16 protein-coding genes are annotated in these 20,860 nt (G+C 74.2%); 8 read left to right on the forward strand and 8 right to left on the reverse strand.

Annotation, left to right across the window (positions count from 1 at the left end):
• Window positions 1-30: 30 nt before the first annotated feature.
• Window positions 31-1,095, reverse strand: coding sequence for a patatin-like phospholipase family protein (locus IE329_RS34600; protein ID WP_190214996.1), 1,065 nt, complete (start codon window positions 1,093-1,095; stop codon window positions 31-33).
• A 386-nt stretch (window positions 1,096-1,481) separates the two neighbouring features.
• Between IE329_RS34600 and IE329_RS34605 the strand changes: the two genes are divergently transcribed.
• On the forward strand, window positions 1,482-2,240 hold the full coding sequence (locus IE329_RS34605; RefSeq protein ID WP_190214997.1) for an Rv3235 family protein: 759 nt from the start codon (window positions 1,482-1,484) through the stop codon (window positions 2,238-2,240).
• Between the two features lie 95 nt (window positions 2,241-2,335).
• Here the strand turns inward: IE329_RS34605 and secA are convergent, their stop codons facing one another.
• Window positions 2,336-5,083, reverse strand: coding sequence for a preprotein translocase subunit SecA (gene secA, locus IE329_RS34610; protein WP_190214998.1), 2,748 nt, complete (start codon window positions 5,081-5,083; stop codon window positions 2,336-2,338).
• 220 nt (window positions 5,084-5,303) lie between these two features.
• Between secA and IE329_RS34615 the strand changes: the two genes are divergently transcribed.
• Window positions 5,304-6,473 carry a winged helix-turn-helix domain-containing protein gene (locus IE329_RS34615; RefSeq protein WP_190214999.1) on the forward strand — a complete coding sequence of 390 codons (1,170 nt, stop codon included), beginning with the start codon at window positions 5,304-5,306 and terminating at the stop codon, window positions 6,471-6,473.
• A gap of 97 nt (window positions 6,474-6,570) precedes the next feature.
• Here IE329_RS34615 and IE329_RS34620 read toward each other — a convergent pair whose 3' ends face one another.
• Entirely contained in the window at window positions 6,571-7,335 is a 765-nt protein-coding gene (locus IE329_RS34620) for a response regulator (RefSeq protein ID WP_073922999.1), read from the reverse strand.
• A 209-nt stretch (window positions 7,336-7,544) separates the two neighbouring features.
• Entirely contained in the window at window positions 7,545-8,243 is a 699-nt protein-coding gene (hpf, locus tag IE329_RS34625; RefSeq protein ID WP_190215000.1) for a ribosome hibernation-promoting factor, HPF/YfiA family, read from the reverse strand.
• Window positions 8,244-8,616: 373 nt separating this feature from the next.
• Between hpf and IE329_RS34630 the strand changes: the two genes are divergently transcribed.
• Window positions 8,617-9,540: a ComF family protein gene (locus IE329_RS34630; protein WP_190215001.1), complete on the forward strand. Its 924-nt coding sequence runs from the start codon at window positions 8,617-8,619 to the stop codon at window positions 9,538-9,540.
• Here IE329_RS34630 and IE329_RS34635 read toward each other — a convergent pair.
• The 3 genes from IE329_RS34635 to mtrA form a co-directional block, all read right to left on the reverse strand.
• Window positions 9,524-11,374, reverse strand: a complete 1,851-nt coding sequence (locus IE329_RS34635; protein ID WP_190215002.1) for an LpqB family beta-propeller domain-containing protein — start codon at window positions 11,372-11,374, stop codon at window positions 9,524-9,526. The two genes, IE329_RS34630 and IE329_RS34635, sit on opposite strands and share 17 nt — an antisense overlap.
• On the reverse strand, window positions 11,346-13,400 hold the full coding sequence (gene mtrB / locus IE329_RS34640; RefSeq protein ID WP_190215008.1) for an MtrAB system histidine kinase MtrB: 2,055 nt from the start codon (window positions 13,398-13,400) through the stop codon (window positions 11,346-11,348). The genes IE329_RS34635 and mtrB overlap by 29 nt, the downstream gene beginning before the upstream one ends.
• A 130-nt stretch (window positions 13,401-13,530) precedes the next feature.
• Complete coding sequence (gene mtrA / locus IE329_RS34645; RefSeq protein WP_073922994.1) at window positions 13,531-14,208, reverse strand: MtrAB system response regulator MtrA; 678 nt, start codon at window positions 14,206-14,208, stop codon at window positions 13,531-13,533.
• 235 nt (window positions 14,209-14,443) lie between these two features.
• On the opposite strand from mtrA, the gene IE329_RS34650 reads away from it, so the two are divergent.
• From IE329_RS34650 to IE329_RS34670, 5 genes are all read left to right on the forward strand, one after another.
• Window positions 14,444-15,682 carry a DUF7544 domain-containing protein gene (locus IE329_RS34650; protein ID WP_229927997.1) on the forward strand — a complete coding sequence of 413 codons (1,239 nt, stop codon included), beginning with the start codon at window positions 14,444-14,446 and terminating at the stop codon, window positions 15,680-15,682.
• A gap of 4 nt (window positions 15,683-15,686) precedes the next feature.
• Window positions 15,687-16,355: a DUF4129 domain-containing protein gene (locus tag IE329_RS34655; protein WP_190215003.1), complete on the forward strand. Its 669-nt coding sequence runs from the start codon at window positions 15,687-15,689 to the stop codon at window positions 16,353-16,355.
• Window positions 16,352-17,701, forward strand: coding sequence for a DUF4350 domain-containing protein (locus IE329_RS34660; protein ID WP_229927998.1), 1,350 nt, complete (start codon window positions 16,352-16,354; stop codon window positions 17,699-17,701). The genes IE329_RS34655 and IE329_RS34660 overlap by 4 nt, the downstream gene beginning before the upstream one ends.
• 77 nt (window positions 17,702-17,778) lie before the next feature.
• The gene (locus IE329_RS34665) at window positions 17,779-18,699 is read left to right on the forward strand and encodes an AAA family ATPase (RefSeq protein ID WP_229928000.1); all 921 of its coding nucleotides are present in this window, start codon (window positions 17,779-17,781) and stop codon (window positions 18,697-18,699) included.
• Between the two features lie 37 nt (window positions 18,700-18,736).
• Window positions 18,737-20,047, forward strand: a complete 1,311-nt coding sequence (locus IE329_RS34670; RefSeq protein WP_190215005.1) for a DUF58 domain-containing protein — start codon at window positions 18,737-18,739, stop codon at window positions 20,045-20,047.
• Window positions 20,048-20,093: 46 nt separating this feature from the next.
• Here the strand turns inward: IE329_RS34670 and IE329_RS34675 are convergent, their stop codons facing one another.
• Window positions 20,094-20,744 (reverse strand): transposase, encoded by a 651-nt coding sequence (locus IE329_RS34675; protein ID WP_190215006.1) that lies wholly within the window; start codon window positions 20,742-20,744, stop codon window positions 20,094-20,096.
• Between the last annotated feature and the right edge of the window lie 116 nt (window positions 20,745-20,860).

Consider the following 20,860-nt stretch of genomic DNA (forward strand, 5'->3'; position numbering starts at 1 on the left):
CGCGGGGCCCGCCCGCCGGGCGCCGGGGGCTCAGCGCACGCCGGCCAGCGCGGCCCGGCTGGTGCGCAGCGCGGTCTCCAGCACCTCACCGCGACGGGCCGGGTCCATCATGTTGGGCCCCATCACCGCCAGGTCCTCCAGGGTCGGCGCGAGCAGCTGCACCCGGACGCCGGTGGCCCGCAGCAGCCTGGCCTCGCGCAGCATCTGCCGGGTCACCGAGCGCCGGTAGCGGCTGACCAGCTGGGCCAGCACGCCCCGGGGGCGGTCCCGCTCGCGCCACTCCCGCAGGGCGGCCAGCGTGCCCCGGCCGGGCTCCGCGCGGCCGCGCGGGTGCAGCCGCAGCGCCATCGGGGCGAGCACGTAGACCTCGTCCAGGCCGCGGCCGAGCATCAGGTCCGCGTTGGTGGCCGACCAGCAGCCGCCGTCCACGTAGGGGCCGCCGGCCACCTCCACCGGGGCGAACCAGCCGGGGATCGCGCAGGAGGCCATCACCGCCTCGGCGTACTCGGCGGGGGGAGCGCCCTGGTCCCCGAAGACGACCCGGCGGCCGGTGCGGTAGTCCACCGCCACCACCCGCAGCGGTGAGCCCTCCGCCGGGCCGTCCAGGCCGGGCAGGGAGCGGATCAGCTCGCCGACCGGGGCCACCGAGCCGCGTCCGGGTGGCACCACCGCCGACACCATGGTCAGCCAGGGGTACTCGCGCGGGTGGCGGACGGCGTCCCGCAGCAGGCCCGGCGAGCCGATGCCGGGCCGGGGCCGCAGCGGCACGGCGCCGCCGGCCGCCGTGTCGTAGTCGAAGTCGACGCCGGCCAGCGGGCCGGTGGTGATCGGCAGCCCGCGCTGGTGGTCCCGCAGCTCCTCGGCGCCGACGCCGCCGGCCAGCAGGGCGCCGAGGATCGCGCCGGCCGACGTCCCGAGGATCACCTCGGCCCGGCCGGGCCCGCGGCCGGTCGCCTCCTGGACGGCGCAGAGCGCGCCGATCGTCCAGGCCGCACCGAGCATGCCGCCGCCACCGAGCACCAGGCCGCGCCGCACCCCGTCCCCGGCGGGCACCGGCGTCGTCCTGCCCTCGCTCGTCGAAGCCTGCGTCACCATGGCCTGCCGCCCCTCGTCTCCCACCGGGACTCGCTGCGGGTCCCTGACCCGATCCTCGGCATTACCGACGAGTAGCATTCCCGCCACGCGCGATCGGCCGCACAGAATTAACAGGAGGGACCGTCCCCCTTCGGGGCCACTCCCCGCCCGTCGGGGCCGTCAACCGGGCTACCGGGGGCCGTGACGCACCGGCCGGGCCCGGTGGGCCGGGTCACCCGGATAGGTGACACCGGCCGGGGCCGGGCGGGCCGCCGCACGGCCGCTCGTCCCCGCGCTCCGGACGCCGATACCAGGACTGCGGCCCGCGCCGAACGGCCGCGCCCGCCGGTCCGGCCCCGCCCGGGCAGGCCCGCCCGTCCGTCCCGCCCGAACCGGGGGTACCGCGCATGATCGAGTCCTCAGCCGCCCCGCACAGCGCCGTCCGGCCGGCCCGTCCGCTCCCGCCCGCCGTCCGCGGCCCGCGGATCCGGCCGCTCGCCCGGCCGCACGAGTCCCGCCACCACGACGCCGGGGGCCGGGAGGTCGGGGGCCACGACGTCCGGGACCACGCCGTCCGGGACCACGCCGTCCGGGAGCACGACGCGGAGGGCCGCGCGTACGGGGGCCACGCTCCCGCCGGAGCCTCCGGCCACCGGCCCGCCCCGCCGCGCGCACCGGCCCGGCCGCACGGGGCCGGCCCGCACCACCCGCCCGTCGCCCGGCAGGCACCGGCCCCGCACCGGTCCGCCCCGCCGCGCCACCCCCGGCACCCCCGCGAGGCCTGCGCCCCGGCCGCCCGGGGCGGGCCGGGGCCCGGCGGCGGCACCGGTGCCGAGCGGGCCGTCCGGGCCGAGCTGGCCGGCCGCTTCGCGCTGCGGCTGGTCGAGGTGCTCACCGGCGTACGGCCGGCCGGCCAGTTGCAGCGGCACACCACCCTGGACGGCTACGGCGGGCTCACCGCCCTGGTCCGCTCCGGCCCGCTCCGCCCGCGCGGCGCCGCGACCCGCCCCCGGCTCGGCCGGGTGCACGACAGCGCGCCCTCGGCGGAGGTCGTGGAGGCGTGCGTCCGGGTCGAGCTCGGCCCCCGGCACCACATGGTGGCCTTCCGGCTGGAACGGCACCGGCGGACCGGCCAGTGGCAGTGTGCCGTCGTCGAGGCCCGCTGAGCGCGCCCGGCTCCCCCGCACGCCCCCGCACGCCCCCGGGCACGACGCAGGGCGCCGCCCCCCGAACCGGGGAGCGGCGCCCTGCGTGATCCGCGTCAGGCCTTGCGGCGGCGGCCCTTGGCCGACTTGGCGGCCTTGCGGCGCTCGGCCCGGGTGAGGCCGTCGCCCTCGTCCTCCACCAGGTCCTCGAAGTCGCCCTCGATCACGGTGTCGTCGCCGTCGACCGTCGGAGCGGTGTAGTGCAGCCGCTGCGGCTTCGGCGCCTCCAGGCCCTTGGCCTTGATCTCCGGGCGGCTCTCCTTCTCCAGCGAGATCTCGCCGTCCGCGACCGGGACCTCCTCGACCTGCTGCTCGACCTGGACCTCCAGGTTGAACAGGTAGCCGACGGACTCCTCCTTGATCCCCTCCATCATGGCGGTGAACATGTCGAAGCCCTCGCGCTGGTACTCGACCAGCGGGTCGCGCTGGGCCATCGCCCGCAGGCCGATGCCCTCCTGGAGGTAGTCCATCTCGTAGAGGTGCTCGCGCCAGCGGCGGTCCAGCACCGAGAGCACCACGCGGCGCTCCAGCTCACGCATGATCTCCGCGCCGAGCTGGTCCTCGCGGGCGCCGTACTGGGCCTGGATGTCCTCCTGGACGGCCCGGACGAGGAACTCGGAGGTCAGGCCCGCGGGGCCGCCGGCCTCCTCCTCCAGCTCCTCCAGGTCGAGGGTGACCGGGTAGAGCTGCTTGAGCGCGGTCCACAGCTTGTCGAGGTCCCAGTCGTCCTCGAAGCCCTCACCGGTCGCGGCCTTCACGTAGGCCTCGACGGTGTCGTCCATGAAGTGGCCGATCTGCTCCTGGAGGTCCTCGCCCTCCAGGACGCGGCGGCGCTCGCCGTAGATGACCTCGCGCTGGCGGTTCAGCACCTCGTCGTACTTCAGGACGTTCTTGCGGATCTCGAAGTTCTGCTGCTCGACCTGGGTCTGGGCCGAGGCGATCGCCCGGGTCACCATCTTCGACTCGATCGGCACGTCCTCCGGGACGTTCGCCATCGACAGCACGCGCTCGACCATGCCGGCCTTGAACAGGCGCATCAGGTCGTCGCCCAGCGAGAGGTAGAACCGGGACTCGCCCGGGTCGCCCTGACGGCCGGAGCGGCCGCGCAGCTGGTTGTCGATGCGGCGCGACTCGTGCCGCTCGGTGCCCAGCACGTACAGGCCGCCGGCCTCGCGGACCTCGTCCTGCTCGGCCTTGACCGAGGCCTTGGCCTTCTCCAGCGCCTCCGGGAAGGCCGCCTCGTACTCGTCCGGGGTGTCGGTCGGGGTGAGTCCGCGCTGCGCGAGCTCGGCCGCCGCCAGGTGGTCGGAGTTGCCGCCGAGCATGATGTCGGTGCCACGGCCGGCCATGTTGGTGGCGACGGTGACGGCGCCCTTGCGGCCGGCCTGCGCGACGATCTGCGCCTCGCGCTCGTGGTGCTTGGCGTTCAGCACCTCGTGCGGGATGCCGCGCTTGCGCAGCTCCTGCGACAGGTACTCGGACTTCTCGACCGAGACGGTGCCGACCAGGACGGGCTGGCCCTTCTCGTGCTTCTCGGCGATGTCCTCGACCACGGCCGCGAACTTGGCCGGCTCCGACTTGTAGATCAGGTCGGGCTGGTCGATGCGGCGCGGATCCTTGTTGGTGGGGATCGGCACCACGCCGAGCTTGTAGATCTGGTGGAACTCGGCGGCCTCGGTGGTGCCGGTACCGGTCATGCCCGAGAGCTTGTCGTACAGGCGGAAGAAGTTCTGCAGGGTGATGGTGGCCAGCGTCTGGTTCTCGTTCTGGACCTCCACCCCCTCCTTGGCCTCGATCGCCTGGTGCATGCCCTCGTTGTAGCGGCGGCCGGCCAGGATGCGGCCGGTGTGCTCGTCGACGATCATGACTTCGCCGTTCATGACGACGTAGTCCTTGTCCGCCTTGTAGAGCTCCTTGGCCTTGATGGCGTTGTTCAGGAACCCGACCAGCGGCGTGTTGACCGACTCGTAGAGGTTGTCGATGCCGAGGTAGTCCTCGACCCGCGACACGCCCTCCTCCAGGACACCGACGGTGCGCTTCTTCTCGTCGACCTCGTAGTCGCGGTCGATCTTGAGGCGCTGCACCAGCTTGGCGAAGTCGGCGTACCACTTGGTCGCCTGGTCGGCCGGGCCGGAGATGATCAGCGGCGTACGGGCCTCGTCGATCAGGATCGAGTCGACCTCGTCGACCACCGCGAAGTTGTGGCCGCGCTGGACGAGTTCGTCCTTCGACCAGGCCATGTTGTCGCGCAGGTAGTCGAAGCCGAACTCGTTGTTGGTGCCGTACGTGATGTCCATCCCGTACTGGCGCTTGCGCTCCGCGGGGGTCATGTTGCCCAGCACCACGCCGACCTCGAGGCCGAGGAAGCGGTGCACCCGGCCCATCCACTCCGAGTCGCGCTCGGCGAGGTAGTCGTTGGTGGTGATCAGGTGAACGCCCTTGCCGGTCAGCGCGTTCAGGTACGTCGGGAGCGTGCCGACGAGGGTCTTGCCCTCACCGGTGCGCATCTCGGCGACGTAGCCGAGGTGCAGCGCCGCGCCGCCCATGATCTGGACGTCGTAGTGCCGCTGGCCGAGCACCCGCTTGGCCGCCTCGCGGACGGTCGCGAACGCCTCGGGCAGGAGGTCGTCCAGGCTCTCACCGTCCGCCAGGCGCTGCTTGTACTCGTCGGTCAGCGCGCGCAGCTCGGCGTCGGTGAGGTTGGCGAAGTCCTCTTCGATGGAGTTGACCTGGGCAGCAATCCGCTGCAGCTTGCGAAGGATCTTGCCTTCGCCGGCGCGCAGGATCTTGTCGAAGACGGACACTAGAGCGGGCTCCTTGCCTGTATTGGCACTGGACGACTGCACGGGGGGTCCACCCCACCGCACGGGCCATCGTATGCGAGGAGTCCAATGCCCCGGGAGGTGCGTCAGCACGCTATTCCCGTGTCACCCCTGAGAGCACTTCCGCCGATAGCCCTGCCTACCGGGTCAAACCGGTCACCGGGCCGGTCCGTTGTCAGTCCCTCCCCCTACGCTGCCAGGCATGACCGTCACCACGCTGACCGCCGACGAGGCCCGCCGGATCGCCCTGCGGGCACAGGGCCTGCTGGGGGTGCCGGACCGCCGGGGCGGGGTCCGCGGGGTGCTGCGGCACCTGGGCGCCGTCCAGCTGGACACCATCTCGGTGCTGGCCCGCTCGCACGAGCTGATCCCGTACGCCCGGCTCGGCGCGGTCGGCCGGCCCGCCGTGGAGGCGGCCTACTGGGGCGGTGGCACGAGCTTCGAGTACTGGTCGCACGCGGCCTGCGTGCTGCCCGTCGAGGAGTGGCCGCTGTTCGCCTTCCGCCGCCGCAGCTACCGTGCGCGCGGCAACCTCTGGGGCCACCAGGTCACCCCCCGGACGTACCGGGGCGTGCTGGACAAGCTCCGCGCGGAGGGGCCGCTGACCTCCACCGAGCTGGGCGGCGCCAAGCGGACGGCCGAGTGGTGGGACTGGTCCGACACCAAGATCGCGGTGGAGCGGGCGCTCGCCTTCGGAGACGTGGTGTGCACCGAGCGGCGCAGCTGGAAGCGGGTCTACGAACTCGCCGAACGGGCCGTCCCGGCCGAGCTGTTCGGCCGCGACCCGGACGACCACGAGTGCCTGCGCACCCTGGTGGCGCAGTCCGGCGCCGCGCTCGGGGTCGCGACCAGGACGGACCTCACGGACTACCACCGCCTCAAGGCCGAGCAGGTGGACGCGGTGCTGGCCGACTCCGGCCTGGTGCCGGTGCGGGTCGCCGGCTGGGGCCCGCAGGGCGCTCCCGCCGACGCCTGGGCCGATCCGGCGGCGCTCGCCGCCGAGCCGCGCGGGCGGCACCGCACCACGCTGCTCTCGCCGTTCGACTCGCTGGTCTGGGACCGCGCCCGGACGGAGCGGATCTTCGGCATGGCGCACCGGCTGGAGGCGTACACGCCCCGGCACAAGCGGGTGCACGGCTACTTCGCGATGCCGCTGCTGGCCGGCGGCCGGCTGGTCGGCCGGGTGGACCCGGCCCGCGAGGGGCGCACCCTGGTGGCCCGTCAGATCTCCCTGGAGGCACCGAAGTACGTCGAGCCGCTGGCCCGCGCACTGCGCGAGGCCGCCGACTGGGTGGGCTGCGGGAGCGTCCGGGTGGAGGCCCTGGCTGACGAGTCGCTCCGGCCGGCCCTGGAGAAGCTCCTGGGCGACTGACGCCCGGGCGGCCGGACTCCCGGACGGGACGGCGGGCGCCGCCGGACGGCGGGCGCCACGGGACGGCGGGCGCCGAACCGGGCGGGCGCGCGGGCGGTCACCCTATTTCGAGGATCTTCTCCCGCATCGCGTAGACCACGGCCTCCATCCGGGAGTGCAGCTGCAGCTTCTCCAGGATGTTGCGGACGTGGTTCTTCACGGTGTTCTCGCTGATGAAGAGCTCCTTGGCGATCTCCCGGTTGTTCATCCCGGTCGCCACCAGCTTGAGCACCTCCAGCTCCCGGTCGGTCAGCCGGGGCGCGGGCACCAGGTCCCGGTCGTCGGAGCGCCGCTGGATCATCGACTTGAACTCGGTGAGCAGCTTGGAGGCCATCGAGGGGCTGATCTGCGACTGGCCGTCGGCGACCGCGCGGATGGCGGTGGCGACCTCGTCGGTGGAGATCTCCTTGAGCAGGTAGCCGGTGGCCCCCGCCTTGATGGCCTCGTAGAGGTCGGCCTCCTCGTCGCTGATCGTCAGCATGATGATCTTGGCGCTGGGCACCACGTCCTTGATCGCGGTACAGGCCTCGATCCCGCTGCGGCGCGGCATCCGGACGTCCATCAGGATGATGTCCGGCAGCAGGTCGGCGGCCTTCAGCACGGCCTCGGCGCCGTCGCCGGCCTCGCCGATGACCTTGATGTCCTCCTCCTCGGCCAGCACGATCTCCAGGCCGCGGCGGAACAGGGCGTGGTCGTCCACCACCAGGACGCGGATCGGCTCCCCCCTGCGGGGGGAGTAATCGGGCTCCAAGGCCTCCCCCGCACCCGCGGGTACCCCCGGGACCGGCCCACCGGCGGGCCCCAGCCCGAAATGATCCCCCATCCGCTCCTCCCCCGTCGCCGGTCGTCGTCGCGCCAATCATTCCACGAATGACGCGGTCCCCGATCACACTCCGAGTCGGCCCGGTTCCGCTTCGGTCACAAGGAGCGCCCCGCGCCCTCCCGCGCCCGCTCGCGGGTGACCCCGGCGGCACCGGCCGCCGGGGTCACCCGCACTTCCTTCAGAGCTGCTTCCTCCAGGGCCGCGGCCGGTCAGTCCTCGTCGTCCGGGCCACCGATCGCGCCGCCGGCGCCGCCGGCCTCACCGGCGACGGCGTTGCCGTCGGCCTTGAGGTGGATGACGCCGTAGTGGTAGCCGTGCCGGCGGTAGACCACGCTCGGCAGGCCGCTGTCCTTCTCCACGAAGAGGTAGAAGTCGTGGCCGACCAGCTCCATCTCGTAGAGCGCCTGGTCCAGCGCCATCGGCGCGGCGGGGTGCGTCTTCTCGCGGACGACGAGCGGACCGTCGCCCTCCACCTCCAGGGATCCCATCTTGGTCTTGCGGACCGCACCGTTGGCGCCGTTGTCGACCTTCTCGGTCTCGGGCAGGTTCGCGAGCGCGGCCGTCGCCTCCGCGACGCTGATCGGGGTACGGCCGTTGCCGCCCTTGTGCACGCGCCGCCGGTCGGCGGACTTGCGCAGCTGCGCGTCGAGCTTCGCCGAGGCCAGGTCGAGCGCCGCGTAGGGGTCCGCGGCGGCGGCCTCGGCCCGGATCACTGGGCCACGGGTACGGACAGTGATCTCCACCCGCTCGGACCGGTCGGCCTGGCGCGGGTTGTGTTCCTTGGACACCTCGACGTCGAGGCTGATCACCTTGCCGTCGAACTTCTGGACCTTCTCCAGCTTCTCGGCCACGTGCTCGCGGAACCTCTTGGGCACCTCGGTCTTGCGGCCCTTGACGACGATGTCCACGCAGAACTCCGATCCCTCGTGCTGACGCCGACCCGGATTGACTACCGGATCGGGCTGAGACCCAGCCGGACCAGCCCATTCTCTGCCGGCCCTCCGCGTCGCCGCGGGCGGCGAGCGCGACTGGCCCTCACCTCACTTCCTCCCCACCAGGGACGCTTGAAACCCCCTGGAGCCTCATGGAACACCTCACTCGGGGATTTCGCCTCTTCAGCGGGACGGAACGGTTCGAACCTAGCGCGGCCGGGCTGGCTGTAAAGCTGTTGCACCCTGCCTACCCTCCTGCGGGTGAAATACGGGTAAACACCTCGACAACTCCACTCGGACGGCTCATTCTGACCTCACTCTCCGTGCCTGCGAGCGGTCAGGAGGAGCAATGCCCCTGTTCAGCGCCCTGCTGGGCCTGTTGCTGCCGGCCCCCTGCGCCGGCTGCGGAGTCGGCCGGATCCCGCTGTGCCCCTCCTGCCGGGCCGCATTGGCCACCGCGAGGCCCGGTGCCACCGCCTTCACCTCCCTGCACGCCGCCGCCCCGTACACCGGCCAGGTCCGCCGGCTGCTGCTGGCCCACAAGGAACGCGGCGCCCTGCCGCTGGCGGGGCCGCTGGGCGAGGCGCTGGCCGCGGCCGTGCGCTCGGCCCTCGGCCCGGACGGCGCCGGGTGCCCGGTGCTGCTGGTCCCGGTGCCCTCGACCCGCGGGTCGGTCCGGGCGCGCGGGCACGACCCGACCCTGCGGCTGGCCCGGGCCGCCGCCCGGTCGCTGCGGCGGGACGGCCGGCCCGCCGCGGTCGCGCCGGTGCTGCGGCACACCCGCCGGGTGGCCGACCAGTCGGGGCTCTCGGCCGACGCGCGCCTGCGCAACCTGGACGGCGCGCTGTGCGTACCGGCCCGGCTGGCCGGGCGGCTGGCGCCCTGTCGGCCGACGAACGGTCACCCGGCGCCGGGTCAGCGGACGGCCGGTCAGACGGTACCGGGCGGGCCGGCGAACGGTCAGGCGGTACCGGGCCGGCCGTGGGAGGACGCCCCGAGGACGGACCGGCCGGCCCCGGGCTGCCGGCTTGTCCTGGTCGACGACCTGGTCACCACCGGTGCCAGCCTCGGCGAGGCCGCCCGCGCGCTGGCCCGGGCCGGGGCGCCGCCGAGCGCCGCCGCCACGGTGGCCGCGGCCGGCCTGCGCCGCACCGGCGCGGCCCGGCCGGCGGCCTCCGGCGCGGGCCCCTCCACCGGCGACGGGCCGGCCGACGACGCCCGCACGGGCGGCGGGCCGGCCATCGGCGGGGCGCCGGTCACCCCGGGTAGATGAACGAACTCGCGGTGTACGGCAGCACGAGCTCCCGCCACTGGTTGCCGGTCAGCCGGTAGATCTTGCTCTCGGTGGTCTGCACCGCCAGCACCGGCGGCACGCTGCCGTTCTCCCGGCCCTCCGAGGCGGCCACCGTGGCCATTCCCTCGCCGCCCTGCAGCGGGGCCTCGGTGCTCTGCGAGCCGTCCGTACTGATGTAGTACAGCTGCTGCAGGCGGTCCTTCTCCTTGCCCAGCACCAGCAGCTGGTCGGTGTCCGCCCAGGACACCGACGCCACCTCGGCCAGCAGCGGCGCGACCGTGCGCAGCCCGGTGATCCGTACCTGCTGCGCGCCCGGCGTACCGGTGTGCGTCACCACGCCCAGCGCCATGCTCCGGGCACCGGTCTCGTCCTTGAGGACGAGCGCGACCCGGACGCCGTCCGAGGAGACCTTCAGGCTCTGCACCGTCCGGCCGCCCAGGTCGTCCACCGGCACGGTGACCGTCCTGGTCTCCCGGATCATGTTCACCCGCGGGGTCGGGGCGGCGCGGTCCACCACCCAGAGGTCGCCCCGCCCGTCCCAGCTGGGCGAGGCCAGGCCGTCCTCCGGCCGGGCCGGGTGGCCGGCGCTGGTGAGCACCGCCTGGCCCAGCGCGCTGCCGTCGGTGATGTTCACGGTGAACAGCTGCTGCCCGTCGCCGCTGACGACGGCGGCCCGCTGGCCGTCCCGGCGGACGGCGATCGTCCCGAGCGGGGCGCGGCCGGGCGGCGGGACCTTGCCCAGCTCACCCGGCACCGGGGTGCCCTCGCCCTGGTCGGCGGCCGTCATCAGCTGCCCGGTCTCGTGGCGCTGGTAGTACTGCCGGGTCGCGGTGGACCCGCCGGCCAGGCTGCCCGGCGCGACCTGCTCGGCGAGCGACCTGCTGGTCGAGCAGGACCCGCTGCCGCTCCGCAGCTCCAGCCGGTCGATCTGGCCCTTGCCCTGGTCGGCCAGGGTGAAGAAGAACTGCGCGGCCATCCGCTGGCAGAACTGCGGCCGGCCGCCGAGGTCGGAGCCCTCGACCTCGACCCGGGCGACCTTGCTGTCGTCGACGGTCACCTGCTTCACCGAGACGCCTTCGAGCGTGGTGCTGACCACCGGGGCCAGCCACTCCGAGGGCCCGCCGGCCAGGGCCTTGGCGGCGGCGGCCAGCGGGTCTATTCGCCGGCGCAGGTAGATCGGGTCGGCGACCAGCACCTCGCGCGCGGTCGGCAGCGAGGGGTCGGCGCCGGTGTAGAAGAAGCGGGAGAACTGCCGGTAGCTGTTGCGGAAGTTGGTCTGGTTGACGAGCAGCCCGTCCGGCAGGCGGTCGATCCGCCACTCGCCGTTCTCCTTGACGAAGGTGAACTCCGCCTTCGTCTCGCCGTCGGCGTAGCGGTAGGTGTGCCGGGCGTCGATCTTGGCGACCTGGGTGCCCGAGGCCGTCAGGGCCGCCGTGGTGTCGCCCTCCTTGACCTCCTGGCCACCGCTGTACGTCGGGTCGCCGGCCAGCACGGTGATGCCCGCCTCGGGGTTCCACCGGCTGTGCGCGCCCTCGGTGAGGTACTTCTTGGCGGTGTCGTACCCCTCCTCGTCGGCGATCGAGGCGTCCAGGAACCCCGCCAGCAGGCGACGCGGCTCCTCGCCCTTGTAGGGGGCCACCGGAAAGACCCGGACCTGGAGGTTCTTGTCCGCGGCGCCCTGCGAGAACTCCACCTTGCTGACCGGTCCGGAGTCCGGCATGGCCGCGCAGCCGCCCAGCAGCAGCGAGGCCAGCACGGCCCCGGCCGTGGCGGCCCGGCGCGGGTCAGCGCTCCTGCTGCTGGTCCTTCGCACGCTGCGACCCCTCCGTGTCCGTGCCGGCCCTGCTGTGACTGCCCTGCGAACCGCCGTCCAGGTCCTCGTCGGCGTCCGGACCGGAGGTGCGCTGGGTCACCGAGGGCATCGCGACCGTCCGGTCGACGACGATCTGGGCGCCGGTGGCACCGTATCCCGCCCCGGCCGTGCTGACGTCCGAGGGGTCCGAGCGCGGCGCCTCGGGTGCCCGGCGGGCGCCGAGGCCGGGACCGATGCTCAGCACCCCGCCGAGGCCGCTGCCGAACCCGGTCGGCCCGCCGTCCGGCGTCTCCGGCACGACCGACGACTCGCCGGCCGCGGTCAGCGCGGTGGCCCCGGCCGGGCGGGCGGCCCGGCGGTAGGGCGTACCGGTGGAGCCCAGGCCCCGGTTGTTGCGCGAGTCCTCCGGCTCCAGCCGGAAGGGCGCGCGGTTGATCTCGCCGCCGCGGGTGCGCGGCATGGTCAGCCGGAAGTGCGAGCCGCCGCCGGGCTCGCCCCAGGCCTGCAGCCAGCCGCCGTGCAGGTGCGCGTCCTCCACCGCGATGGACAGGCCGAGGCCGGTGCCGCCGGTGGTCCGCACCCGGGAGGGGTCGGCCCGCCAGAACCGGTGGAAGACCCGGGAGGCCTCGCCGGGCTTCAGGCCGATGCCGTAGTCCCGGACGCCGACCGCGACCGCGCCCTCGGCGGAGCCGAGCCGGATCACCACGTCCCGGCCCTCGCCGTGCTCCAGCGCGTTGACCACCAGGTTGCGCAGGATGCGCTCGATCCGCCGGGAGTCCACCTCGGCCACCACCGGCTCGCCGTCACCGCGGATGACCACGGCGCTGCCCTTGGCCTGGGCGAGCGGGTCGGCGGCCTCGACCACCCGGGCGACGATGTCGCGCAGGTCGACGGGCTCGGCGTCCAGGATCGCGGCGCCGGCGTCGAACCGGCTGATCTCCAGCAGGTCGGCGAGCAGCGACTCGAAGCGGTCCAGCTGGCCCTGCAGCAGCTCCGCGGAGCGGGCGGCCATCGGGTCCAGGTCCTCGCGGCTGTCGTAGATCAGGTCGGCGGCCATCCGGACGGTGGTGAGCGGGGTGCGCAGCTCGTGCGAGACGTCCGAGACGAAGCGCCGCTGGACCCGGGACAGCTCCTCCAGCTGGCGGATCTGCGCCTGCAGGCCGTTCGCCATCCGGTTGAACGAGTCGCCGAGGCGGGCGATGTCGTCGGTGCCGGTGACCTTCATCCGTTCTTCCAGGTGCCCGGCGGCCAGCCGCTCGGAGATCCCGGCGGCCATCCGGACCGGGGTGACCACCTGGCGCACCACCAGCCAGGCGATGCCGACCAGCAGGATCACCACGAACAGCCCGGCGGTGGCCAGGGTGCCGGTGACCAGGTCGAGGGTCTTGCTCTCCTGCTCGAAGGAGAAGACGTAGTAGAGCTGGTACTCGATGTCGCCGGGGCCGGTGAACTGCTTGCCGATCGCCAGGCCGGGGTCGTGGCGCGGTTCGGAGCCGCCGTCCGCCGAGCGGTCGATGACGGTGGGCTTCTCGAAGGAGGCGCCCGGCTCGGCGGCGACCTGCTCGCGCAGGCCGGCCGGGATGCTGCTCGGCAGGATGTCGCCGGAGTAGCGGGGGCCGAGCAGGTCGGAGCTCTTGGCCGACACGTGCGCACCGGTCGAGGGCACCATCGCGATCACGGAGTAGAGGCCCTGGCCGCTGATGGCGAGGTCGGAGACCTGCTTGAGCAGCCAGGTGCCGATCTCGTCGTTGGTCGGGTCCCCGGTGCTGCCGACCTTGGACTTGAGGGCGACCGCCTCGTTGATCTTCTTCTGCTCGCTCTGGAACCCGCCGCCGGCCTGGCTGCGGGCGGAGAGCTTCTTGGTGTCCAGCAGCCCGGCCCGGACCTGGGCGACCACCACGACGCCGAGCACCAGCACCACGGTCACGGAGAGCAGCAGGGTCGCCGCGACCACCCGCAGCTGGATGGAGCGCCGGTAGAGCGCGGTCACCCGCATCAGCGGGCGGCGCAGCTGACGCGCCACCATCGCGAGCAGGGCGGCCGGACCCCGCCGGGGGCGGCGGCCCTCGGTGGTGGAGCTCAGCACGTCCCCGCGCACGGCGGCCTCCCCGTCGGCGTCCGTGCCCGGCGGGGAGTTGTCAGCCTCGTACCTCACGTCAGCTGGGCCCGGCCTTGTAGCCGACGCCCCGCACCGTCACCACGATCTCGGGCCGCTCGGGGTCCTTCTCGATCTTGGAGCGGAGTCGCTGGACGTGGACGTTCACCAATCGGGTGTCGGCCGCGTGCCGGTAGCCCCAGACCTGCTCCAGCAGCACCTCGCGGGTGAACACCTGCCAGGGCTTGCGGGCCAGCGCGACCAGCAGGTCGAACTCCAGCGGGGTCAGCGGGATGCCCCGCCCGTCCCGCTTGACCGAGTGCCCGGCCACGTCGATCACCAGATCGCCGATGGTGAGCTGCTCCGGGGTCGGCTCCTCGGCCCGCCGCAGCCGCGCCCGCACGCGGGCCACCAGCTCCTTGGGCTTGAACGGCTTGACGACGTAGTCGTCGGCGCCGGACTCCAGGCCCACCACGATGTCGACCGTGTCGGTCTTCGCGGTGAGCATGACGATCGGGACCCCGGACTCGGCCCTGATCTGCCGGGCGACGTCGATGCCGTCACGGCCGGGCAGCATCAGGTCGAGCAGGACCAGATCGGGCTTGGTCTCCCGGAACGCGGCTAGCGCCTTGTCCCCATCGGCGACGAAAAACGGCTCAAAACCTTCACCACGCAACACAATGCCGAGCATCTCGGCCAGTGCGGAGTCGTCATCAACGACGAGGACGCGTCCCTTCATGCGTCCATCTTCTCATTACCGGAATGTGACCTGGAGCACAGTGGTCCCATATCTCGCCTTCTCCTCCACCGAAACACGTCCAAACCGGACGAATGGCGACAGCGCACCCGTCCCGGGCGGCCTGTTGTCGATCAGCAACCGGATACCCCTGGGGCGTCCGCACCCACCATGGCACGATGGGCGGCACAGGACGCCGATCCGGCCTGTGAACCGAGCCCCCTCCCAGGAGCAAGTGATGACCGACACCCCGGGCTGGGCACCGCCCAGCTCGTCCGAGCAGCCCGGCGAGGAAGGCCGGCCGCCGGCCGGCGCACCCACCGTGCCCGGGCAGTCGTCACCGATCGGGAGCACCCCGCCGCCCTGGGGCGGCGGCTACGGCGGCCCGCCGCCCGGCGGCCGGCAGCCGTGGGGCGGCGCACCCGGCGGACAGCCCTGGGGCGGACAGCCGTGGGGCTGGCCGCAGAGCCCCAAGCCGGGCGTCATCCCGCTGCGCCCGCTGGGCGTCGGCGAGATCCTGGACGGCGCCTTCTCCACCGTCCGCCGGCACTGGCGCACCACGCTCGGCATCTCGCTCGGCCTCGCCGTCCTGCAGCAGACCGTCGTGGTGCTCGTCCAGTGGCAGTCCTACGAGAACCCGGACAGCGTGCTGCCGGCGGTGTCCGCCCTCGTCTCGCTGCCGCTGAACCTGCTGATCGGGGTGGTCGCCACCGCGCTGCTCACCATGGTGGTCAGCAGGGCCATCCTGGGCCGGCCGGTCACCGTCGGCGAGGCCTGGCGCGACTCCCGGCCCCGGGTCCTCCAACTGGTCGGGCTGACCCTGCTCAACCTCCTGATCGTGCTCGGGTTCGCCGTGGTCGCCCTCGGGCCGCTGTTCGGCTACCTGCTCGCCACCGGGTCGGACCGCAACCCGGGCCTCGTCGGGCTGCTCGTCCTGTTCGCCGTCGCCGTCGTGGCGGCGGCCTTCTGGATCCTCATCCAGCTGAGCCTCGCCGCCCCCGCCCTGATGCTGGAGAAGCAGGGCATCCGGGCCGCCTTCTCCCGCTCCCGGCGGCTGGTCCGGGGCTCCTGGTGGCGGGTCTGCGGCATCTCCGTGCTCGGCACCGTCCTGGTCAGCATCATCGCCGGGATCATCGAGATCCCGTTCAGCCTGGTCGGCGTGGTGATGGCCGGGGACGAACTCCTCGGGGACTCCCTGACGTCCGGTCTCGACCCCGCGCTGCCGCTCGGCGCCCTGGTCGTGATCGCCGTCGGCGGCGTGCTCGGCGGAGCCGTCACCATCCCGGCCGGCGCCGCCATCAACGTGCTGATCTACGTGGACCAGCGGATCCGCCGCGAGGCGCTCGACATCGAGCTGACCCGGGCGGCCGGCCTGGCCGAGCCCGGCCCCTCGGGCCCCGCCGAGCCCGGCCCCACCGGTCCGGCCGCCCCGGCCGCCCCGGCCGACGGCGGCGACCCGGCAGCGGCGAGGCCCTGACCGGATGACCACCTGGGGGGAAGGGGCGCTGCTGGCCGGCGGCGCCCCGGTCACCGTCCCGCGCGACCCGGCCCGCGACGCCGCCCGGCAGGAACTGCTCAACCCCGCCTACCACCGGCACGACCCGAGCCTGCTGGAGCGGATCTCCGACTGGTTCTGGGAGCAGATCTCCAAGGCGCTGGAGGGCGTCGGCAGCGCCACCGGCGGAACCACCGGCCTGATCCTCTTCCTGGTCGTCGCCCTGGTGATCGTCGCCGCCGTCTGGTGGCGGCTCGGCGCCCCCGCCCGCGCGGCCCGCACCACCACCGGGCTCTTCGACGAGCGGGGCCCGCGCGGCGCGGCCCAGTACCGGGCCGAGGCCCGGGCGCACGCGGCCGCCGGACGCTGGACCGAAGCCGTCCGGGAGCAGATGCGTGCGCTGGTCCGCTCCCTCGAAGAGCGCACCCTGCTGGACCCGCGCCCCGGACGCACCGCCGACGAGGCGGCCGCCGAGGCCGGCCGCGCCCTGCCCGCGCACGCCGCAGCGCTCGCCGCGGCCGCCCGCACCTTCGACGCCATCGCCTACGGCGACCGGGCCGCCGACCAGGGCGCCTACCAGCTGCTGAGCGACCTCGACCAGGCGCTGGAGCGCACCCGTCCCACCCTCGCCCCGGCCCCGGAGGGCGCGGTATGACCAGCACCGGCACGCCCACGCCGGCCACCGGACCGCACGTCCCGCCGGCCCGCCAGGCCCCGCAAGCCGCTCAGCCCCCTCAGACCCCGCTGACCCCGCCGCCTGCCCCCGCGGCACCGGGCCTGCCGGTGGACCTGGCGGACGGCACCGCGGACGGCGGTACCGGCGCGAACGGTCCCGGCACCAGCCTGACGCCGACCCCCCGCGCCCTCTGGCTGCGCTCCCGCTGGTTCCTGCTCGCCGGCGCCGTCCTGCTGGTCACCGGCCTGCTGCTGGCCGGCCTCAAGGGCGAGGACAGCTACCCCCCGCTCGACCCGCGCTCGACCGACCCGGGCGGCACCCACGCCGTCGTCCGGCTGCTGGAGCAGCAGGGGCTCAGCACCGGCACCACCACCGACCCGGCGGCCCCGACCGCGGGCGCCGAGACCTTCGTCGTGCCGGAGCCCGACCTGCTCACCCCCGAGCAGCTGCGCGCCCTCGCCGCCGCCCGGCACTCCCGGCTGGTGCTGATCGCCCCCGGCAGCGAGACCCTCGACGTCCTGGCCCCCACCGTCAGCCAGGCCGGCCAGGGCGACCTCCAGGACTACGCGGCCCCCGCGACCACCTCGGCGGCCTGCTCGCTGCCCGACGCCGTGCGGGCCGGCAGCGCCCAGCTCGGCGGCCTGCTCTACCGGCCCGGCCCGAAGGGCGCCGGCTGCTACCCGCGGCACAACGCGTACCCGCTGGTCCAGGAGCCCACCGGCGCCGGCACGGACGTGGTCGTCCTCGGCAGCGGCACCTTCCTGACCAACGACAAGATCGACGAGGAGGGCAACGCCTCCCTCGCCCTCGGCCTGCTCGGCTCCCGCCCCCGGCTCACCTGGCTGCTGCCCGACTACAGCGCCCCCGCCCCGGCCGACCGGCGCAAGGAGCTCACCGACTTCATCCCCGCGGGCTGGTACTGGGCGGGCCTGCAGCTCGCCGTCGCCGCGCTGCTCGCCGCCGCCTGGCGCGGGCGCCGGCTCGGCCCGGTGGTCGCCGAGAACCTGCCGGTCGTGGTCCGGGCCGCCGAGACCACCGAGGGCCGGGCCAGGCTCTACCGGCGGGCCAAGGCGCGCGGACGCGCCGCGGACGCGCTGCGGCGGGCCGCCTGCACCCGGCTGGCGCCGGTCCTGGGCGTCCCGCTCCTCAACGGCGCCCCCGACCCCGTCGCGCTCTGCGCGGCCGTCGCCGACCGGCTGGCCGGCGACAGCACCGCCGCGGCCGTCCAGTTCCTGCTGTACGGCCCGGCCCCCACCGACGACGCCGCGTTGCTGCGGCTCGCCGACGACCTGGACGCCCTTGAAAGGCAGGTACGACAGCCGTGACCGAGCAGGCCACCGCCACCACCCCCCTCACCGCCACCGGCACGGCGGGCGACGACCCGCGCCAGGCGCTCACCGCCCTGCGCACCGAGATCGCCAAGGCCGTGGTCGGCAACGACGCGGCCGTCACGGGCCTGGTCGTCGCCCTGCTCTGCGGCGGCCACGTCCTGCTGGAGGGCGTCCCCGGCGTCGCGAAGACCCTGCTGATCCGCACCCTCTCCACCGCGCTCAGTCTGGAGACGAAGCGGATCCAGTTCACCCCGGACCTGATGCCCGGCGACGTCACCGGCTCGCTCGTCTACGACGCCCGCACCGCCGAGTTCTCCTTCCAGCCCGGCCCGGTCTTCACCAACCTGCTGCTCGCGGACGAGATCAACCGCACCCCGCCCAAGACCCAGGCCGCGCTGCTGGAGGCGATGGAGGAGCGCCAGGTGACGGTGGACGGCCTCCCGCGGGCACTGCCGGTGCCGTTCCTGGTCGCCGCCACCCAGAACCCGGTGGAGTACGAGGGCACCTATCCGCTCCCCGAGGCCCAGCTCGACCGCTTCCTGCTGAAGCTGATCCTGCCGCTGCCCTCCCGGGACCAGGAGTTCCAGGTGCTGGCGCGGCACGCCGCCGGCTTCGACCCGCGGGACCTCGCCGCCGCCGGCGTCCGCCCGGTCGCGGGCCCCGCCGACCTGGTCGCCGCCCAGGCCCGGATCGCGAAGGTCACCGTCTCCCCCGAGGTGCTCGCGTACATCGTCGACCTGTGCCGGGCCACCCGGCAGTCGCCGTCCCTGTCGATGGGTGTCTCCCCGCGTGGTGCCACCGCCCTGCTGGGCGCCTCCCGCGCCTGGGCCTGGCTGGCGGGCCGTGACTTCGTCACCCCCGACGACGTCAAGGCGCTCGCGCTGCCCGCGCTGCGGCACCGGGTCCAGCTGCGCGCCGAGGCCGAGATGGAGGGTGTCACCGCCGACTCGGTGATCCAGGCCGTCCTGGCCCAGACGCCCGCACCGCGCTGACCCGCCACCACCTCACCACCTGTTAGGGAGTCCCCGCATGGCCGTCACCGGGCGCACCGCCCTGCTCGCCGCACTCGGCGCGCTCGTCGTCGGCCTGGTGCTGCCGTCCTGGGCGGGGATCGGGGCGGTCACCGGTGCCCTGTTCGTGGCGGTGCTGGCCGATCTGCTGCTGGCCGCGCCGGTCCGCACGCTCCGGATCGGCCGCGGCGGCGACACCGCCGTCCGGCTGGGTGAGCCGGCCAGCGTCGAACTCACCGTCACCAACCCTTCGGGGCGCCCGCTCCGGGCCACCGTCCGGGACGCCTGGCCGCCGTCGGCCTGGCATCCGGGCACCGCGCTCACGGCCTCCCGGCACTCCCTGCTGGTGCCGGCCGGCGAACGGCGCCGGGCCGGCACGCTGCTGACGCCCACCCGGCGCGGCGACCACCACGCGTACCGGGTGACGGTCCGCTCGCTGGGCCCGCTCGGACTGGCCGGGCGGCAGGGCTCCCACCTGGCGCCCTGGACGGTCCGCGCGCTCCCGCCGTTCAACAGCCGCAAGCACCTGCCGTCCCGGCTGGCCCGGCTGCGCGAACTGGACGGCCGCACCTCGGTGCTGACCCGGGGCCAGGGCACCGAGTTCGACTCCCTGCGCGAGTACCTGCCCGGCGACGACGTCCGCTCGATCGACTGGCGGGCCAGCGCCCGCCGCAGCACCGTGGCCGTCCGCACCTGGCGGCCCGAGCGCGACCGGCACATCCTGATCGCCCTGGACACCGGCCGCACCTCGGCCGGCCGGGTCGGTGACGCCCCGCGGCTGGACGCCTCGCTGGACGCCGCCCTGCTCCTCACCGCCCTGGCCACCAAGGCCGGCGACCGGGTGGACCTGCTCGCCCAGGACGTCCGCCGGCGGGCTTCGGTGGCCGGCCGCTCGCCGTCCGAGATCCTGCCGGCCTTCACCCACGCGATGGCCGTGCTGGAGCCCGCCCTCTTCGAGACCGACATGCGTTCGCTGGTCTCCACGGCCCTGCGGATGGCCCCGCACCGGTCGCTGATCGTCATCCTCACCGGCCTGGACGCGGCGCCGGTCGAGGACGGCCTGCTCCCTCTGCTGCCGCTGCTCACCAAGCGCCACGAGGTCGTGCTGGCCTCGGTCGCCGACCCGCACCTGGACGAGCTGGCCGCCGGCCGGGGCACCCTGGACGCCGTCTACGCGGCGGCGGCCGCCGAGCAGACCCGCGCCGACCGGCGCCACACCGCGGAACGGCTGACCCGGCTCGGCGCGACGGTGCTGGACGCTCCGCCGACCGCACTGGCCCCGGCCCTGGCCGACGCCTACCTGGCCCTGAAGGCGGCCGGCCGGCTGTAGCCGGGGGCAGCGGGCTCGCCCTCCGGCCCGCCCGGAGCATGCCCGCCTAGTAGCGCGGCTTCACCCAGACGTGGACGCCGGTGTTGCCGTCCTCCTCGTCCCCGCCGACCTGCCCGGCACGCTCCCGCCAGTCGGCCACACCCTGCGCCAGCGCGGTCGCCGAGGACTTGTCCCCGTGGAAGCCCTCACGCGCGGCCTGATAGGCGAACCAGCGCTCGACGTGCGCCAGCCACGCGGCCTCGTCCGGGGCGAAGTGCATGGTGAACCGGGGGTGCACCCGCAGCCAGTTGATGACCGTCGGCGACTTGTGGGTGAAGTAGTTGTCGCAGATCAGGTGGACCTCGCCGCCCTCGGGCAGCTCCTTGTCGAGCCGGGCCAGGTACTGCCGGAAGGCGACACCGCGGCGACGGCGGTGCAGCGTGCCGGAGACCGTGTCACTGGTGCTGTCCAGACTGGCGAGCAGGTCCGTGACGGCGGCCGGCAGCGGCTCGTCCTTCAAGGTCTCCAACGCCGTGCGGAGCTTGGGCCGCAGCAGCGTCTCCGCATCCACGTGCAGGGCGAGGACCCGCTCCGGCGGTGCCAGGTACAGGCCGGCGACCTCGTGCGAGGTCTCCAGGGCGAAGGGGTCGGTCGACAAGCTGAAGGGCTCGGTACGCGGCTGGGGTTCGGGGTGGGCCTTGGGGCCAGGTCGTGCCATACCGCGATCGTATCCCGCACAAACGCAAAGAACCCCCACCCGGAATCGGGTGGGGGTTCTTCACAATGATTGTTCGGCGGCGTCCTACTCTCCCACAGGGTCCCCCCTGCAGTACC

The organism is Kitasatospora indigofera (assembly GCF_014655955.1).
Classification (GTDB): Bacteria; Actinomycetota; Actinomycetes; order Streptomycetales; family Streptomycetaceae; genus Kitasatospora; species Kitasatospora indigofera.

What these genes read in the sequence shown, in the direction of transcription:
- IE329_RS34615 (WP_190214999.1), top strand. Translation starts at nt 5,304, where the DNA reads ATGACCGTCACCACGCTGACCGCCGACGAGGCCCGCCGGATCGCCCTG.
- IE329_RS34600 (WP_190214996.1), bottom strand. Translation starts at nt 1,095, where the DNA reads ATGGTGACGCAGGCTTCGACGAGCGAGGGCAGGACGACGCCGGTGCCC.
- mtrB (WP_190215008.1), bottom strand. Translation starts at nt 13,400, where the DNA reads ATGGTGGCGCGTCAGCTGCGCCGCCCGCTGATGCGGGTGACCGCGCTC.
- IE329_RS34650 (WP_229927997.1), top strand. Translation starts at nt 14,444, where the DNA reads ATGACCGACACCCCGGGCTGGGCACCGCCCAGCTCGTCCGAGCAGCCC.
- IE329_RS34675 (WP_190215006.1), bottom strand. Translation starts at nt 20,744, where the DNA reads ATGGCACGACCTGGCCCCAAGGCCCACCCCGAACCCCAGCCGCGTACC.
- IE329_RS34670 (WP_190215005.1), top strand. Translation starts at nt 18,737, where the DNA reads ATGGCCGTCACCGGGCGCACCGCCCTGCTCGCCGCACTCGGCGCGCTC.
- IE329_RS34660 (WP_229927998.1), top strand. Translation starts at nt 16,352, where the DNA reads ATGACCAGCACCGGCACGCCCACGCCGGCCACCGGACCGCACGTCCCG.
- IE329_RS34605 (WP_190214997.1), top strand. Translation starts at nt 1,482, where the DNA reads ATGATCGAGTCCTCAGCCGCCCCGCACAGCGCCGTCCGGCCGGCCCGT.
- IE329_RS34630 (WP_190215001.1), top strand. Translation starts at nt 8,617, where the DNA reads ATGCCCCTGTTCAGCGCCCTGCTGGGCCTGTTGCTGCCGGCCCCCTGC.
- IE329_RS34655 (WP_190215003.1), top strand. Translation starts at nt 15,687, where the DNA reads ATGACCACCTGGGGGGAAGGGGCGCTGCTGGCCGGCGGCGCCCCGGTC.
- IE329_RS34620 (WP_073922999.1), bottom strand. Translation starts at nt 7,335, where the DNA reads ATGGGGGATCATTTCGGGCTGGGGCCCGCCGGTGGGCCGGTCCCGGGG.
- mtrA (WP_073922994.1), bottom strand. Translation starts at nt 14,208, where the DNA reads ATGAAGGGACGCGTCCTCGTCGTTGATGACGACTCCGCACTGGCCGAG.